The organism is Pseudomonas sp. OIL-1 (genome assembly GCF_010669185.1).
Taxonomy (GTDB): domain Bacteria; phylum Pseudomonadota; class Gammaproteobacteria; order Pseudomonadales; family Pseudomonadaceae; genus Halopseudomonas; species Halopseudomonas profundi.
The window spans coordinates 2127758-2142555 of the sequence record NZ_CP048629.1 but is presented as its reverse complement, the minus strand read 5'-3'; the positions used below and the strand labels follow the sequence as shown (position 1 = coordinate 2142555).

The 14798-nt window shown below is 61.4% G+C and carries 13 protein-coding genes; 6 read left to right on the top strand and 7 right to left on the bottom strand.

What is annotated here, in order from left to right; genetic code table 11:
* Nucleotides 1–31 precede the first annotated feature (31 nt).
* From G3M63_RS09995 to xdhA, 7 genes are read right to left on the bottom strand one after another with little or no spacing between them, the layout of a single operon-like run.
* Nucleotides 32–1228 (bottom strand): urate hydroxylase PuuD, encoded by a 1197-nt coding sequence (locus G3M63_RS09995; RefSeq protein ID WP_163982956.1) that lies wholly within the window; start codon nucleotides 1226–1228, stop codon nucleotides 32–34.
* The gene (guaD, locus tag G3M63_RS09990; protein WP_163982954.1) at nucleotides 1209–2588 is read right to left on the bottom strand and encodes a guanine deaminase; all 1380 of its coding nucleotides are present in this window, start codon (nucleotides 2586–2588) and stop codon (nucleotides 1209–1211) included. The genes G3M63_RS09995 and guaD overlap by 20 nt, the downstream gene beginning before the upstream one ends.
* Entirely contained in the window at nucleotides 2588–2929 is a 342-nt protein-coding gene (gene uraH / locus G3M63_RS09985; protein WP_163982952.1) for a hydroxyisourate hydrolase, read from the bottom strand. Before uraH ends, guaD begins: the two co-directional genes overlap by 1 nt.
* Nucleotides 2926–3426: a 2-oxo-4-hydroxy-4-carboxy-5-ureidoimidazoline decarboxylase gene (uraD, locus tag G3M63_RS09980; protein WP_163982950.1), complete on the bottom strand. Its 501-nt coding sequence runs from the start codon at nucleotides 3424–3426 to the stop codon at nucleotides 2926–2928. The genes uraH and uraD overlap by 4 nt, the downstream gene beginning before the upstream one ends.
* Entirely contained in the window at nucleotides 3423–4304 is an 882-nt protein-coding gene (gene xdhC / locus G3M63_RS09975; protein ID WP_163982948.1) for a xanthine dehydrogenase accessory protein XdhC, read from the bottom strand. The genes uraD and xdhC overlap by 4 nt, the downstream gene beginning before the upstream one ends.
* Complete coding sequence (gene xdhB / locus G3M63_RS09970; protein WP_163982946.1) at nucleotides 4304–6658, bottom strand: xanthine dehydrogenase molybdopterin binding subunit; 2355 nt, start codon at nucleotides 6656–6658, stop codon at nucleotides 4304–4306. Before xdhB ends, xdhC begins: the two co-directional genes overlap by 1 nt.
* A complete protein-coding gene (xdhA, locus tag G3M63_RS09965; RefSeq protein WP_163982944.1) occupies nucleotides 6651–8108 on the bottom strand; it encodes a xanthine dehydrogenase small subunit in 1458 nt (485 codons plus the stop codon). The genes xdhB and xdhA overlap by 8 nt, the downstream gene beginning before the upstream one ends.
* Nucleotides 8109–8322: 214 nt before the next feature.
* Here xdhA and G3M63_RS09960 point away from each other — a divergent pair, with 214 nt between their 5' ends.
* The 6 genes from G3M63_RS09960 (at nucleotide 8323) to G3M63_RS09935 (ending at nucleotide 14795) form a co-directional block, all read left to right on the top strand.
* Nucleotides 8323–9879 carry an ABC transporter ATP-binding protein gene (locus G3M63_RS09960; RefSeq protein ID WP_163982943.1) on the top strand — a complete coding sequence of 519 codons (1557 nt, stop codon included), beginning with the start codon at nucleotides 8323–8325 and terminating at the stop codon, nucleotides 9877–9879.
* A complete protein-coding gene (locus G3M63_RS09955) occupies nucleotides 9866–10954 on the top strand; it encodes an ABC transporter permease (protein WP_163982941.1) in 1089 nt (362 codons plus the stop codon). The genes G3M63_RS09960 and G3M63_RS09955 overlap by 14 nt, the downstream gene beginning before the upstream one ends.
* A 1-nt stretch (nucleotide 10955) precedes the next feature.
* Complete coding sequence (locus tag G3M63_RS09950) at nucleotides 10956–11882, top strand: ABC transporter permease (protein WP_163982939.1); 927 nt, start codon at nucleotides 10956–10958, stop codon at nucleotides 11880–11882.
* Nucleotides 11883–11935: 53 nt separating this feature from the next.
* Nucleotides 11936–12688 (top strand): outer membrane protein OmpK, encoded by a 753-nt coding sequence (locus G3M63_RS09945; RefSeq protein WP_163982937.1) that lies wholly within the window; start codon nucleotides 11936–11938, stop codon nucleotides 12686–12688.
* A gap of 61 nt (nucleotides 12689–12749) precedes the next feature.
* Complete coding sequence (locus G3M63_RS09940) at nucleotides 12750–13412, top strand: TetR/AcrR family transcriptional regulator (protein ID WP_163982935.1); 663 nt, start codon at nucleotides 12750–12752, stop codon at nucleotides 13410–13412.
* A 30-nt stretch (nucleotides 13413–13442) separates the two neighbouring features.
* The gene (locus G3M63_RS09935) at nucleotides 13443–14795 is read left to right on the top strand and encodes an amidohydrolase family protein (RefSeq protein ID WP_163982933.1); all 1353 of its coding nucleotides are present in this window, start codon (nucleotides 13443–13445) and stop codon (nucleotides 14793–14795) included.
* Nucleotides 14796–14798 lie beyond the last annotated feature (3 nt).

Sequence of the window (14798 nt, the reverse complement as noted above, 5' to 3'; positions counted from 1 at the left end):
CGGTTGTGCACCAACCGGGGCGCTTATGTTCCTACCTGTTATCGCTCAACCACTGTCCCAGTTCGCCGCGTTCCTCGTCAGTCATCCCCGTTACGTTACCCAGCGGCATGTAATGCGTCTCCACCGCAGATTGACGCACCTTGGCCTCGTGCTGCCTGAGTGCTGCCAGTTGATCGAGCACTATTCCGGCGGGCGGTGCCTGGAATGCAGGATGCGCCGGAGCAGTACTGTGGCAGGCCACACAATGATTATTGAGCAGCGACATGACCCTGTCGTCGCTGACGCTGCCGCCAGTTGATCCGTCCGTTGCATCGCGCGTCGGAGCAACGAGCCAGATCAGTATCACCGTCAATAACGCACTGATGACGAGAATCGACGGACGCGTAATGCCGTGATGCCGCAGATTGAAAAAATGCCGGGCGAAGGCCGTGATGAAACCGATCGCCGCCAGAATCGCCCAGCCGTGGGCGTGGCTATACAACATCGGATAGTGGTTGCTGATCATGATGAAGATGACCGGCAGCGTCATGTAGTTGTTATGCACCGACCGCAGCTTGGCACGTGCGGCGAGTTGCGCGACGCGGGCACCCGGCTCCTGACCCTTCTCGATGGCATCAACCAGCGCGCGTTGCGCCGGCATGATGCCGAGAAAGACGTTGGCGACCATGATTGTCCCGACTACTGCGCCTACATGGATGTATGCACCGCGCCCGGCGAACACTTCAAACAGGCCCCAGGCAACCAGCACCAGCAGGCCATAAAGCACTGCGCCGAAGGCCATACCGTGCCGGGCCAGCGGGCTGCGAATCAACGTCTCGTACACCAGCATGACCACGGCCAGCGTGCCGAGCCCGATGGCGATCGCCTCGCCCGCGCTCAACGCCGCCTTACTGGTGTCGATCAGATAGCCTGGATTGCCGAAGTAATACACTGCAAACAGCAGCGCCATGCCGCTGATAAAAGTGCTGTAGGCCTCCCACTTGAACCAGTGCAGCTCGCCGGGCATTTTCTCCGGCGCAAGCTGGTACTTGGCAACCTCATAGATGCCGCCGCCGTGGATGGCCCACAGGTCACCCTTGATGCCCTTGTCCTTCTTCCATTGCGGCGGTTCGCGCAGATGGTTGTCCAGCCAGATGAAATAAAACGAGGCGCCGATCCAGGCTACGCCGGCAATCACATGAAACCAGCGGATGATCAGACTCAGCCACTCAGCCAGATACGCATGCATTCAGTACAACTCCTTGTGCAGTATCACGATCGTACCGGCACTGGCCGGCAACATAGGTGCGCTGGATGGCGCGGTCATCGCCGAGGATCATCAGGTCAAACAGGATGCCCTGCAGATCGCCGGCCGCTGTGGCTTTCATCCTCAGCATCGGGCTGGCGGTGCGGTTGAGGACCAGAAAATCAGCGTACTTGCCGGGTTGCAGATTGCCGGTCTGATCGGCCTGATGCAGCACCTCGGCGTTGCCAAGCGTGGCCATATAGAAGGCCTGGAATGGATTCAGCGACTGCTGGCGCAGCTGGCATACCTTGTAGGCTTCAGCCATGGTGGCCAGCATCGACAGGCTGGTGCCACCGCCCACGTCCGATGCCAGCCCCACGCTCACCCCCGCCGCCCGCGCGCTGGCCAGATCGAACAGGCCACTGCCGAGAAAGGTATTGGAGGTCGGGCAGAAGGCGATGCGCGTACCGGTTTCCCGCAGGCGTTGGCGATCCCGGTCATCGATATGGATACCGTGGGCGAGCACGCTGGTCGGCCCGAGCAGAGCAAAGTGATCGTAAACGTCCAGATAGCTTTCGCATTCCGGAAACAGCTCCTTGATCCAGGCAATCTCGGCGTGATTCTCGGCCCAGTGGGTCTGCATCAACACGCCGGGGTTTTCCGCCAGCAGCCGACCAGCCAGCGCCAGCTGCTCGGAGCTTGAGGTGGCAGCAAAACGCGGGGTAACGGCGTAGCGCTGACGGCCAGTGCCATGCCAGCGTTCAATCAGTCGGCGGCTCTCGATATAGCTTGTTTCGGCGGTATCGCGCACGCCATCCGGGGCGTGCCGGTCCATCATCACCCTGCCGGCAGTGACAGCCATATTGCGCGAATGGGCAGCGGTGAACAGGGCTTCGGTGGCGACTTCGTGCGAGGTGCTGAAGACCAGCCCGGAGGTGGTGCCGTGCGCCAGCAGCAGGTCGACAAACAATTCAGCCCGCTCCGTTGCCCAATCACCATCGGCAAAGCGCGCCTCCGCCGGAAAGGTGTAGGTTTCCAGCCAGTCGAGCAATTGCGTGCCGTAACTTGCCATGACAGACAGTTGCGGCATATGCACGTGAGTATCGATGAAGCCGGGCACGATAAGACTGTCCGGCCAATGATCGACCGTACTGCCGGCCGGCAGCTGTGCAAGCAACCGCTCGGCTTCCCCGACCGCCAGAACGCAACCGTCGGCAATGATCAGCAATCCATCGTTCAGGTATTCATAGCTGGTCGGGTCGGGCACACCCAATCCGGGTTCGGCAAGAAAATGCAGCAGCGGTCCCCGCACTGCGGTGCAACCCTTCGGGAAGGGTTGCGCTGGAATCGTCGCTACGCTCATCAGCTACCCCGGTACGTTGAATAGCCCCACTGATTCAGCAATAGCGGCACGTGATAATGCGCCGCCGGATCGCCAAGTCGGAAACTGATGGTCACGAAAGGATAGAAGCACTCCTTGCCCTGGGCAGCGAAATACCCCTCGGTGTCGAAGGTGAGCTGGTAGATGCCTGCTGAAACTGTGTCGCCAAAACCATCTGTGACGCGGCCGTCCTGATTGGTCACGGCGCTGGCGATCTGCTCCCAGCCTGCTTCGCCCTGGCGTTCCAGCACGATGCGCACGTCGGCGGCAGGCCGTCCGCTACCGAGATCCAGAATATGAGTGGTGATGGGGCTTTTGCTCATAGCAGTTTGTCCAATCGAATATGGGTAATTTTTGCCTGCTCGGCAGCGGCAATGTCGATTTCCGCTTCCCGGCTATTGGGCAGGCGAGCCTCAAGCAGCGCGAGCATTTCCTGGGCGCTCTTGCCGGTGGCGCAGACAATGAAGATGAAACCGAACTTCTCTTCGTAGGCTTCGTTGCCCTCTTTCAGACGCATCAGAACCTGTTCAGGGGCGGACTGGGCACCGGACTGTTCGCCACTCGCCATCGCTTCGGTGCTGGCGTATTTACTGCGCAGACTCTTGATGTCGCCGATCTTGGGGTGCGCCTCGAATGCTTCCAGCCAGTCAGCTTCGGTCAAGGACGGCCACAGTGAGTGAGCGGCGCTGTGCAACGACTCTATCGATTGAAACGGTCGCATCTCGGCCATTGGTCGCGCCCAGGCGTCCGCCGCACAGCAATCGCGAAACAGGGTCAGCGCCGCTTCGGCGGGCAGCTGGTTAAGTTCTTCAAGGGTCATTGCGCCTCCACAGGCTGAGTCGGGGATGTATTTTCAGAGCTCGGCAGCAACGCCTTCAGCTCGTTCCATTTGACGCCGCGCCGTCTGGTTTTGGGCTGGTCGGTCGCCGCCAGCGACAGCAACTCTGCGCAAATGGATACCGCGACCTCCATTGGCCGCTTGCCGGGCACATCGCTGCGCCCAACCGGACAACGGATCGAAGCGATCTGCGCTGCTGTATAGCCTCGGTGTTCCAGGCGCAGCCGGAAGCGTTCGGCCTTGGTCTGCGAGCCGATCAAGCCGATGCTGGTTGCGTCGCCTGCATCCAGCAGTGCGCGGCACAGGTCGTAATCCAGCTGATGGTTGTGCGTCAGGATCAGCACGTGGCTGCCGGCGCACAGTGCTTTGGCGTCGCCAACAGGATCGTCCGTCAGGTGTTGCCGCACGTTGGCGGGCAACGTCGCGGCCTCCGGGAAGGCGTCGGCCCGGGAGTCGACCCAGACGACCTGCCAGGGCAGTTGCCCCAGGATGGTCATCAGCGCACGGCCCACATGGCCTGCGCCAAATACCACCAGGCGCGCCTCACTCCCGGGCTGCCCCTCAAGCAATACCGAAACGCTGCCGCCGCAACACTGCCCAAGACTCGCGCCGAGCGGAAAGTGTTGCAGCTGCGTTTCATAGCGGTGCGCGGCAAGTTGCTCGCGCGCGCGGGCCATGATCTGGAACTCCAGATGGCCACCGCCGATGGTGTCGTAGCTATGTTCGCCGGTAATGACCATTTTGCTGGCCGGCTCGCGCGGCACCGAGCCCGCTACACCCAGAACAGTCACCAGCACGTAGGGCTCGCCGCGCGCCTCACAGTCGGCGACGGCCTGATACCAGGGCATGCGCTTGTCCATTACAGGTCCTCCTGTTTCGCTGCCAGCCAGCTCTGCGCCGCGTTCACCGCGCCGAGCATCCGCTCAGGTGTGGCCGGCGTATCCAGCGGCGGACTAAAGCGGTAATCGGTCAGGCTGGCCACCGCATCGCGCAGTGCGCACCAGACCGAGATGCCCAGCATGAAAGGCGGTTCGCCCACGGCTTTGGAGCGGAAAATGGTCGCCTCGGTGTTCGGGCTATTCTCCAGCAACTGAACGCGGAAATCGGCGGGCGTATCGGATATCGCCGGGATCTTGTAGGTGGCTGGTCCGGTCGTCATCAGCCGGCCTTCGGGGCTGTACACCAGCTCTTCAGTGGTCAGCCAGCCCATGCACTGAATGAAGCCGCCCTCGATCTGCCCAATATCAATGGCCGGATTAAGCGATTGCCCCACGTCATGCAGGATATCCACGCGGGTGACCTTGTATTCACCGGTCAGGGTGTCAACCAGCACTTCCGAGCACGCAGCGCCGTTGGCGTAGTACAGAAAGGGATGGCCATGCCCTTTGGCGTAATCGAAATGAATCTTCGGCGTGGCGTAAAACCCGGACGAGGACAGCGAGATACGGTTCATATAGGCGGTGCGGACGAAGGTCCCCCAACTGACCCGCTGCTCAGCCATGACCACTTCGTTATTCTCGAAGCGCACGTCACCGGTCTTGCATGACCAATGCTCCGCGGCGAATTCCACCAGTCGGGCCTTGATCTTCTCGCAGGCATCCAGCGCCGCCATCCCGTTGAGATCGCTGCCTGAAGAAGCGGCGGTCGGCGATGTGTTGGGCACCTTGTCGGTCCGTGTGGCCGAGACGGCGACGCAGCTCACATCCACCTGAAACGCCGAGGCGACGACCTGGGCAATCTTGATGTAGAGCCCCTGGCCCATTTCGGTGCCGCCATGGTTGATGTGGATACTGCCGTCGGTATAGATGTGCACCAGCGCGCCAGCCTGGTTCAGGTGCGTGGCGGTAAAGGAAATGCCGAACTTGACCGGAGTGAGCGCCAGCCCGCGTTTAAGTACCGGGCTCTGGGCGTTGAACGCACTGATCTGCTCACGCCGCGCCTGATAATCCGAGCTGGATTCCAGCTGACCGATCAGCTCGGCCAGCACGTGCTGCTCGATCTGCTGACCGTAATGGGTGGTGTCCCGGCCCTCGCCATACAGGTTGCGCTTGCGCACTTCCAGAGGATCAAGACGCAGATAGCGGGCGACGTCATCCATGGCCTTCTCGATGATCATCATTCCCTGCGGCCCGCCGAAACCGCGGAACGCGGTGTTGGACACCGTATGGGTCTTGCAGCGGTGGCCGGTCACCCGCGCCTGAACCAGAAAATAGGCGTTGTCCGCATGGAACATGGCGCGGTCGACGATGGCATCGGACAGATCCGGTGAATAACCACAGCGTCCGGCGACCATGATATCGGCGCCGCGTATCACGCCCTGATCATCGAAACCCAGATCGTAGGTGTTGAAAAAATCATGGCGCTTGCCCGTCTGCACCATGTCATCGGCGCGCGACAGGCGATATTTGATCGCCTTGCCGGTGACATGCGCCAGCAGCGAGGCGACGCAGGCGAGCGCCGCGGCCTGCGTTTCCTTGCCGCCAAAACCGCCGCCCATCCGCCGTACCTCAGCCTGCACCGCATGAATCGGCAGGCCCAGCACTTCTGCGACCAGCTTCTGCACCTCGGAAGGATGCTGGCTGGAGGTATGCACGAACATGCCGCCATCTTCGGTTGGCTCAACCAGACAGGCCTGGCTTTCCAGATAGAAGTGCTCCTGGCCGCCCACCTCCAGCTGGCCTTGCAGCCGATGCGGTGCTGCAGCGAGCGCCTGGTCGGGATCGCCGCGCAGATGGGTGTTGGTAGGACGAACAAAAAATGCCTGCTCAAGGGCCTTGTCGATGGTCAGTACTGGCTCGAGCAGTTCGTATTCAACCTTCGCCAGGCGCGTCGCTTTGCGTGCTGCGATGTGGCTGGTTGCGGCCACTGCAAAGATCGGCTGGCCAACATGCTCGACAAGCTCGCCGGCCAGCACCGGATCGCCGGGGAACACCGGACCGATATCGGTATGGCCGGGTACGTCGTCGACCGTTACCACAGCAACCACGCCCGGGTAGCTACGCACCGCGCTCAGATCCATCGACACAATGCGTGCATGGGCGTGCTGGCCATGGCCTACCGCGGCGTGCAACAAACCCTCCGGCTCGGGCAGGTCATCAATGTAGCGGGCCTCGCCGCGCACGTGTTTCCAGGCGCTGTCGTGCAGGGCGCTCTGCCCTGCCAGACCGGTCGCCACCGCTGGCTGATGAGCGGTTTCGCTTGGGAGTCTACGCATGATGGGTCACCGAAAGCAGAGGTTGGGCGTTGACGCCGGCGCGGTGTTCCAGCAGCGCGCGGCGCAGCAGATTGCCGGCAATCTGGCTCCGATAGTCGGACGAAGCCCGCGCATCGGATAGCGGCATGAAGTCCTGCGCCAGCGCGTTGATTGCAGCGCTGACGGCAGCCTCATCAAAAGCCTGACCGCGCAACGCGGCTTCGGCGGACTGCGCACGCTTGGGCGTCGCAGCCATGCCGCCATAGGCCAGCCGGCAATCGACGATCTGATTGCCCGCAAAGCGGAACCAGAAGGCACCAAGCACGGCGGAGATATCGTCATCCAGCCGTTTGGAAACTTTGTAGATAAACAGTCGATCGTCCTGCGCCGGCGTCGGGATTTGCACACTGCGAATGAATTCCTGCGGGCGCAGCGCGGTCTTGCGATAGCCAAGGAAAAACTCATCCAGCGCCACGCGGCGTTCGCCCTCGGCGCTGTCCAGCACCAGTTCGGCGCCCAGCGCCAGCAACGGCGGCGGCATGTCGCCGATCGGCGAGGCATTGGCAATGTTGCCGCCGAGTGTGCCGCGGTTACGTATCTGCAAGGAGGCCAGACGGTCCAGCAGCGGGCCGAATGCCGGCCAATCGCCTACCAGCAAATCAGCCATACGGGTAAAGGTCACCGCCGCGCCAATCTCAAGCACGGATTCGGTTCTGCTCAGACGCTGCAGCTCCGGCACCCGCTCCACCGCCACCAGATGCGGCACATCGAGAAGCTGCTGGGTGATTTCCAGCGCCAGATCGGTGGTGCCGGCCATCAGGCGCGCCGCAGGATTTTCCGCCAGCAGCTCACGCAGTTCAGCCAGCGATACCGGTGCATGAAAGGTGCGGCCCGATGCATCGTTCAGGGACACCGATTGCGCGCCGGCAGGCTCCTGCGCAGCGTTCACAAACAGGGCATCGCCTTCCCAGGCTGCCGAGTTGTCGATGATCGACTGGCGTCCGGCTTCGATGATGGGTCGGTACCCGGTACAGCGGCAGAGGTTACCGGCCAGCGCTTCGATCAGATGCTCCTGATCACAATCGCGCCCTTCCACTGTCACCTCGCGGTGCAGCCCGACCATCGACATGATGAAGCCCGGCGTACAAAAGCCGCATTGCGAGCCATGACACTCGACCATGGCCGCTTGCACCGGGTGCGCCGGTTCATCGCGCAGAGCATCCACCGTGACCAGATGGCGTCCGTGCAGGCTGCCTATCAGAGCAATACAGCTATTAATGCTCTGATAGTGCGTTTCGCCATCTTCGCCCGGCGTACCGAGCAGCACCGTGCAGGCTCCACAATCACCCGAGGCGCAGCCCTCTTTGGTGCCTGTGAGCCGCTTTCTGGTGCGAAGCCATTCCAGAATGCTCAGATTTGGGTCAACTCCTTCAAGGAGTTCTGGTTGCCCGTTCAGATAAAATTCGATCACTGTTGTCTCCGGATCCCGAGATCGTGAAGTGTTACGCCGCTTGGCGCCCCTAGGTTCCGCAAGGGTGGCGGGAGAATCACCCTAACCTCTGCAAAAAGCTGACCACTTAGTCTGAAAACAGATTCTTTTGACGATATAACGCTGTTGGCAAGCAATTTGCTTTTAGCCAAATGTTGATTATCTGGTCAGTTAATTTGAGGCTAAGGGTGTGAAGATGGCGAGTACCGCGCGTCTGGAATTAGTGAACATCGTCAAGCAGTATCCCGGATGCCGGGCGAACGACGGTGTTCATCTCACCGTCGCGGCCGGCGAGATACATGCGCTGCTAGGGGAAAACGGCGCAGGCAAAAGCACCTTGATGAAGGTTATCTACGGCGTCGTTCAGCCAGATGAAGGGACAGTCATCTGGAACGGCAAGCCCACCCAGGTTCAGGGGCCGCGGCACGCACGTGACATCGGCGTGGGGATGGTCTTTCAGCACTTCTCCCTGTTTGAAACCCTGACCGTCGCGGAAAATATCGCATTAAGTCTGCCAGCAAGCGAAGCGAGGAACACCCGCAAGCTGGAGGCGCGGATCCGGGAGGTATCCACCCGCTATGGGATGGCGCTGGATCCGCGGCGGCATGTTTCCAATCTGTCGATCGGCGAGCGCCAGCGCGTCGAAATCGTCCGCTGCCTGATTCAGCAGAGCGCCTTGCTCATCCTGGATGAACCTACCTCGGTACTGACGCCGCAGGAGGTGCAGGTACTGTTCCGCACCCTGCGTCAGCTGTCTGCGGAGGGCTGCAGCATTCTGTTTATCAGCCACAAATTGCAGGAAGTCCGCGATCTGTGCCACAAGGCCACCGTCATGCGCGGCGGGAAGGTAACCGGATCCTGTGTGCCCTCCGAGGTGTCGGTAGATGACATCGCGCGGATGATGGTCGGCAGCGACACCCCACTTTCCACGCAGGCCACGCCATCCCAGCCTGGGGACGTGCTGCTCAGTGTGCGCAAGCTTAGTCATCCCACCATGGACCCCTTCGGCACCAGTCTCGATGCTATCGATATGGAGCTGCGCGCCGGCGAGATTGTCGGCATCGCCGGGGTCGCGGGCAACGGTCAGGATGAGCTGCTCCGTGCATTGTCCGGAGAGCGACGCAGCGAAGCGGGCTGTTTATCCATTGCCGGAAAAGATATTGGCCAGGCCGGCCCCGCCCAGCGCCGTCAGGCCGGGGTGGCCATCGTGCCGGAAGAACGCCTCGGGCGTGGCGCCGTTCCAGGCATGTCACTGGTCGCCAACACACTGCTGACAGCCTATGGCCGCGGACTGGTCAAGCGCGGCTGGGTGCGCAGTGCCAAGGTCCGCGAATACGCCGCGCATATCCGTGAGCGCTTCGATGTGCGCAGCGCGGGCATCGATAGCACGGCGGCCAGCCTGTCCGGTGGCAACCTGCAAAAATTCATCATCGGCCGTGAAGCGCTGCAACAGCCGCGCCTGATGGTCGCGTCGCATCCGACCTGGGGCGTGGACGTCGGCTCCGCAGTAGCCATCCACGAAGCACTCATACGCTTGCGCGATCAGGGCGCAGCTGTGCTGCTGATCTCCGAAGATCTGGACGAGCTATATCAGCTATGTGACCGCATGGGCGCGCTGTGCAGCGGTCGCCTGTCGCCGCTGGTGCCCACCAGTGAGCTGGGCATCGAGCAGCTCGGGCAATGGATGGCCGGGGAATTCCCGCGGGCTGGTACCGCTCCGTCGGCCGCGGAGGTGACACATGCTGTCGCTTGAACGGCGCGCGGTCGATTCGCGCTTGATGCAGTGGGGCTCGCCGGTACTGGCGTTGCTGCTCACTATCCTTACCGGTCTGGTGCTGTTCTGGGCCCTGGGTAAGGACCCACTGGCCGCCCTCGGCTTCTTTTTTCTGGTCCCTCTGAGCGATACACACGGCTGGGCCGAACTCGGTCTAAAAATGGCGCCTTTGTTGCTCTGCGCGGCGGGGCTGACGGTCTGCTACCGCACGCGCATCTGGAACATCGGCGCTGAAGGCCAGTTTGTGATGGGTGCGCTCTGGGCTTCGGTGGCAGCGCTCAAATTGAGCGACGCCACCGGTTTCTGGGTACTGCCGGTGGTGCTGGGTGCCGGCATTATCGCGGGCGCGCTATGGGCCTGGCTGGCAGCTGTATTGAAGACGCGGTTTCACTGCAACGAAATCCTGACCACCATCATGCTCAACTACATCGCGTTGAACCTGCTGCTCTATGCAGTGCACGGTCCGCTACGCGATCCGATGGGCTTCGGCTTTCCTCAATCCGAGATGTTTGCAGCCTCTGCACTGTTGCCGCAGCTGATCGACGGGACCCGCCTGCATATCGGGTTGTTGTTCGCGCTGTTCGCCGCCGTGGCAGTCGGTGTGCTCTTCACGCGGACCTTCATCGGGTTTCAGCTCAACGTGCTGGGGCAGGATAGCCGCGCCGCTGCCTTCGCCGGCTTCGGTGAGCGCCGGTTGATCTGGCTGGCCTTCCTCATCGCTGGCGGTCTTGCCGGCCTGGCCGGGGCCTCGGAAGTATCCGGCCCCATTCGCCAGCTGATCCCGCAGGTGTCCCCGGGTTACGGCTACACGGCGATCATCGTGGTGTTCCTGGGCCGCATGCAAGCGGTGGGCATCATCCTCGCCAGCGCCCTGCTTGCCCTCACCTTCATGGGCGGCGAAATGCTGCAGATCGCCATGAACATGCCCAAGGCCATTACCGGTCTGTTCCAGGGGCTGTTGCTGTTCTATCTGCTGACCTGCGATGCCTTCATCCACTACCGCCTGCGCCTGCGTCGTCCGCTGCCGAGCGCGGCAATCGGGCAGGAGGCCTGACATGGATACGCTACTGATCACCAATATTCTCGCCGCGACCATCATTGCCGGCACGCCCCTCTTGCTGGTGGCCCTCGGCGAACTGGTGTGCGAACGCTCCGGCGTACTTAATCTCGGCCAGGAAGGCATGATGCTGATGGGCGCGGTGATGGGCTTTATCGCCGCTGTCACCAGCGGCAGCCTGGCCGTCGGCGTGCTGGTGGCCATCCTTGCCGGGATTGTCATGTCGATGCTCTTCGCGCTGATGGCCGTTACCCTGGCAGCCAATCAGTACGCCGCCGGTCTGGCGCTGACCATCTTCGGCACCGGCCTGAGCGCCTTCATCGGCAGCAGCTATGTCGGCCAATCCATCTCCGGCTTCCCGAAGATTGCCATTCCCTATCTGTCCGACATCCCGGTGCTGGGGCCGGTGCTGTTTCGCCAGGACCTGCTGGTGTACCTCTCGCTGGTCCTGTTCGTGCTGGTATTCGTGTTCCTGCGCTACACCCGCGGCGGCCTGATTGTGCGGGCCGTGGGTGAATCACCCGAAGCGGCCAACGCCAATGGCATGCGCGTGCTCGCGGTGCGTTACCTGGCGGTGGCCTTCGGCGGCGGCATGGCCGGCCTGGCAGGTGCTTATCTATCGCTGGCCTACACCCCGATGTGGACCGAGAACATGACCTCAGGGCGCGGCTGGATTGCCCTGGCACTGGTGGTGTTCGCCACCTGGAAACCCGAGCGCGTGTTGCTCGGAGCCTACCTGTTCGGCGCCGCGAGCATTCTGCATCTGGTACTGCAGGGTCTCGGCTGGCGCAGTTCCACCGAGCTACTGGCGATGCTGCCCTACCTCGTGACGATCGCCGTGCTGGTGCTGCTGTCATGCAATCCGGCGCGCACGCGACTGAACACCCCTTTATCCATCGGCCAGCCCTATCGGCCAAGCAAGTGAGCTGTAGTACCCCTGTGCCAACCAGAAGAAACAACCACATCAAGGATATGACCATGAAAGTACTGAAGAAAACGTTGCTGGCAGTCTGCGTCGCAGCCTCCTTCATCCCTGCTGCTCAAGCCGAGAAGTTCTTCTCCGACTCGAGCATATCCGTGCTTTACAGTGATGATTACGAGGCCTTCGGCCGGCAGCAACGCACCGACACCTACTTCACTTTTGAGAACGCCACTGGCCACAACTGGGGCAGCACCTTCTTTTTCTTCGATCGCAACCAAGGCCACGGCAGCAGCCAGGATAACGATGACTTGTATGGCGAATTCGCGCCAAATATCAGCCTCGGCTGGCTGACCGGCAATGACCTGAGCTACGGCTTGATCAAGGACGTGACCCTGTCCGGTCAATACGAACTGGGCGGCGGAGCCGACGTCAATAACTACTTGTTGGGTCTCGGTCTGGACTGGAATATTCCGGGCTTGCAGTACTTCGGCACCCGGGCCTATCACGTCAACAATAGCGAAACGGACAATGACTATCAGCTGACCGTCGTCTGGGGCGCGCCTATGGAGTTCGGTCCTCACCGCGTGCTGCTTGACGGTTACATGGACTGGTCAACCTCAGCAGACGACCACGAGTCCGAGCTTCACTTCAACCCGCAGCTGAAACTGGATATTGGCAACTACTTCAATAATCCGCGTGTTCTCTATGCCGGCATCGAGTACTCCTACTGGAACAACAAGTACGGCCTGGGTGATGCCGTAATGGACACCGAAAGCGCCACAAGCGCCCTGATCAAGCTGCACTTTTGATCAAGTCAGGGAGTTCGGCTACCGTCGAGCTCCCTACCGCATAAAAAGTGACGAGACAGGTATGAGCACCCAGAGCCGAACCCGAACTCGAACAAAAACCTATCGCCCCGGGCGCATTCGCGAACGCAACCGCGAAATCATCCTGGCTGCCGCGGAGAAGGAGTTTGCCCAGCACGGTTTTCGCGGTGCGACGATACAAAACATTGCCGAACGGGCAGAGCTGCCGAAATCCAACGTGTTGTATTACTTCAGCAACAAGAACGAAATCTACAGCGCCATGTTCGACGACATCATGACGCGCTGGAATGCAGTATTCAGCTCGGTGTCGCCGGAAGACGACCCCGCCACAGCACTGGCTACCTTCATTCGTACCAAGGTTGAGCTGTCACGTACACACCCTCTGGCTTCCCGTCTGTTCGCGCTGGAGATCATCCAGGGCGCGCCGTTTCTGATGGACCATTTGCGCGGCACCATGCGCGACTGGGTCCGCGGGCGAGCCACTGTGATCCAGCGATGGGTAGATGAAGGCCGCATGGCAAAGGTCGACCCGGTGCAGCTGATCTTCCTGATCTGGTCATCCACCCAACACTACGCCGACTTCCAGATACAGATCCTGATGGTGGAAAACAAAGCCGAATACGAGAAGCTCGATTTCGATCATGCGGCCGACTTTTTAACCCAGGTGATCCTGCGCGGCTGCGGCCTGGAACCACCCCGGACTTGACCCCATGAACGTGCATGGAAGCGAGCAACAATGAACAGTTTTGCGATCACCAATGCAGCCATCTTTACCGTCGACCCCGCCGACAGGGTCATCCCGCGCGGCACGCTGATTGTGCAGCAAGGCCGTATCGCATCGCTCGGCACCACCGAGGCGATACAGGTGCCGCCCGGCATGCCGGTGATCGACGCCAGCGGGCACGCATTGCTGCCCGGGCTGATTGACTGCCACTCGCATTCGAGCCTGATGCGTGGCGTCACGGAAAACATGCAGCTGATGGAATGGCTGCCCTACTACCAGCTTGAGCACCGTGCCCTGACCGAAGAGTACGCATTCCATTCCGCGCGGCTGTGTTATCTGGAAGCCCTGAAAAGCGGCACCACCTGCGTGATGGACATGTACCGCTTCATGCACCGCTGCGCCGAGGCCGCTGATGAAGTGGGGCTGCGGGTGAACCTCGCTCCCTATGTGGCCGATGCGCCAGGCAAGGATTTCTTCGCTAGCCTGACCGAAAATCACGCCCTGATCCACAGCCACCACGGCAGCCAGAACGGCCGCATTCAGGTATGGATGGGGCTCGAGCACCTCTTCTACTGCACCGCCGATGCCTATGCCCAGGCCTTACAAGCGCAGCGCGATTATGGCGTCGGCATCCACACCCATGCCTGCGAGCAACGCGAGGAAGACCAGGCGGTCGAGCAGCACTTCGGCCGCCGCTCGATCGCGCAGCTGGATCACTACGGCATCCTCGGCGAGCGCACCCTGCTGGCCCATTGTGTGTGGCTGAATGACGATGAAATCCGCCGTGTCGCCGATACCGGTACCGCTATCGCGCATTGCCCCATCAGCAACGCCAAGCTCGCCAGCGGTGTCGCCCGCGTGCCCGAGATGCTGGCCGCCGGCATCACCGTCGGGCTTGGGACGGACGGACCGGTGTGCAACAACAGCCTGAGCCTGTTCGAGGAAATGAAGTTCGCCTCACTCATCCAGAAAGCCACGCGACTGGACGCTACCGTGCTGCCGGCCGATCAGATGCTGCGCATGGCCACCATCAACGGCGCCCGCGCGCTGGGGCTGGACAGCGACATCGGCTCGCTGGAAGTCGGCAAATGTGCCGATCTGCTGCTGCTTGATCTGGGCATGCCCAACATGACGCCGGCGCAGGTCGATGCCCAGGGCGGCAATGTGCTGTGGAACCTGGTGTTTGCTGCGGGCAGTCAGAACGTCGCCAGCGTCTGGGTCGATGGTCGACAACTGATCGCCGATGGGCAGACGACGCGCCTGAATGAACGCGAAGTCATCCTTGAGGCGCAGGCGCACGGCCTGGCGCTATTTGAGCGTTGCCGCGACATATCACATCTCAAATCAACCATGCTCGGGGACTAATCG

What these genes read in the sequence shown, in the direction of transcription:
- uraD (WP_163982950.1), bottom strand. Translation starts at nt 3,426, where the DNA reads ATGACCCTTGAAGAACTTAACCAGCTGCCCGCCGAAGCGGCGCTGACC.
- guaD (WP_163982954.1), bottom strand. Translation starts at nt 2,588, where the DNA reads ATGAGCGTAGCGACGATTCCAGCGCAACCCTTCCCGAAGGGTTGCACC.
- xdhB (WP_163982946.1), bottom strand. Translation starts at nt 6,658, where the DNA reads ATGCGTAGACTCCCAAGCGAAACCGCTCATCAGCCAGCGGTGGCGACC.
- G3M63_RS09940 (WP_163982935.1), top strand. Translation starts at nt 12,750, where the DNA reads ATGAGCACCCAGAGCCGAACCCGAACTCGAACAAAAACCTATCGCCCC.
- G3M63_RS09960 (WP_163982943.1), top strand. Translation starts at nt 8,323, where the DNA reads ATGGCGAGTACCGCGCGTCTGGAATTAGTGAACATCGTCAAGCAGTAT.
- G3M63_RS09950 (WP_163982939.1), top strand. Translation starts at nt 10,956, where the DNA reads ATGGATACGCTACTGATCACCAATATTCTCGCCGCGACCATCATTGCC.
- G3M63_RS09995 (WP_163982956.1), bottom strand. Translation starts at nt 1,228, where the DNA reads ATGCATGCGTATCTGGCTGAGTGGCTGAGTCTGATCATCCGCTGGTTT.
- G3M63_RS09945 (WP_163982937.1), top strand. Translation starts at nt 11,936, where the DNA reads ATGAAAGTACTGAAGAAAACGTTGCTGGCAGTCTGCGTCGCAGCCTCC.
- xdhC (WP_163982948.1), bottom strand. Translation starts at nt 4,304, where the DNA reads ATGGACAAGCGCATGCCCTGGTATCAGGCCGTCGCCGACTGTGAGGCG.
- uraH (WP_163982952.1), bottom strand. Translation starts at nt 2,929, where the DNA reads ATGAGCAAAAGCCCCATCACCACTCATATTCTGGATCTCGGTAGCGGA.
- G3M63_RS09955 (WP_163982941.1), top strand. Translation starts at nt 9,866, where the DNA reads ATGCTGTCGCTTGAACGGCGCGCGGTCGATTCGCGCTTGATGCAGTGG.
- G3M63_RS09935 (WP_163982933.1), top strand. Translation starts at nt 13,443, where the DNA reads ATGAACAGTTTTGCGATCACCAATGCAGCCATCTTTACCGTCGACCCC.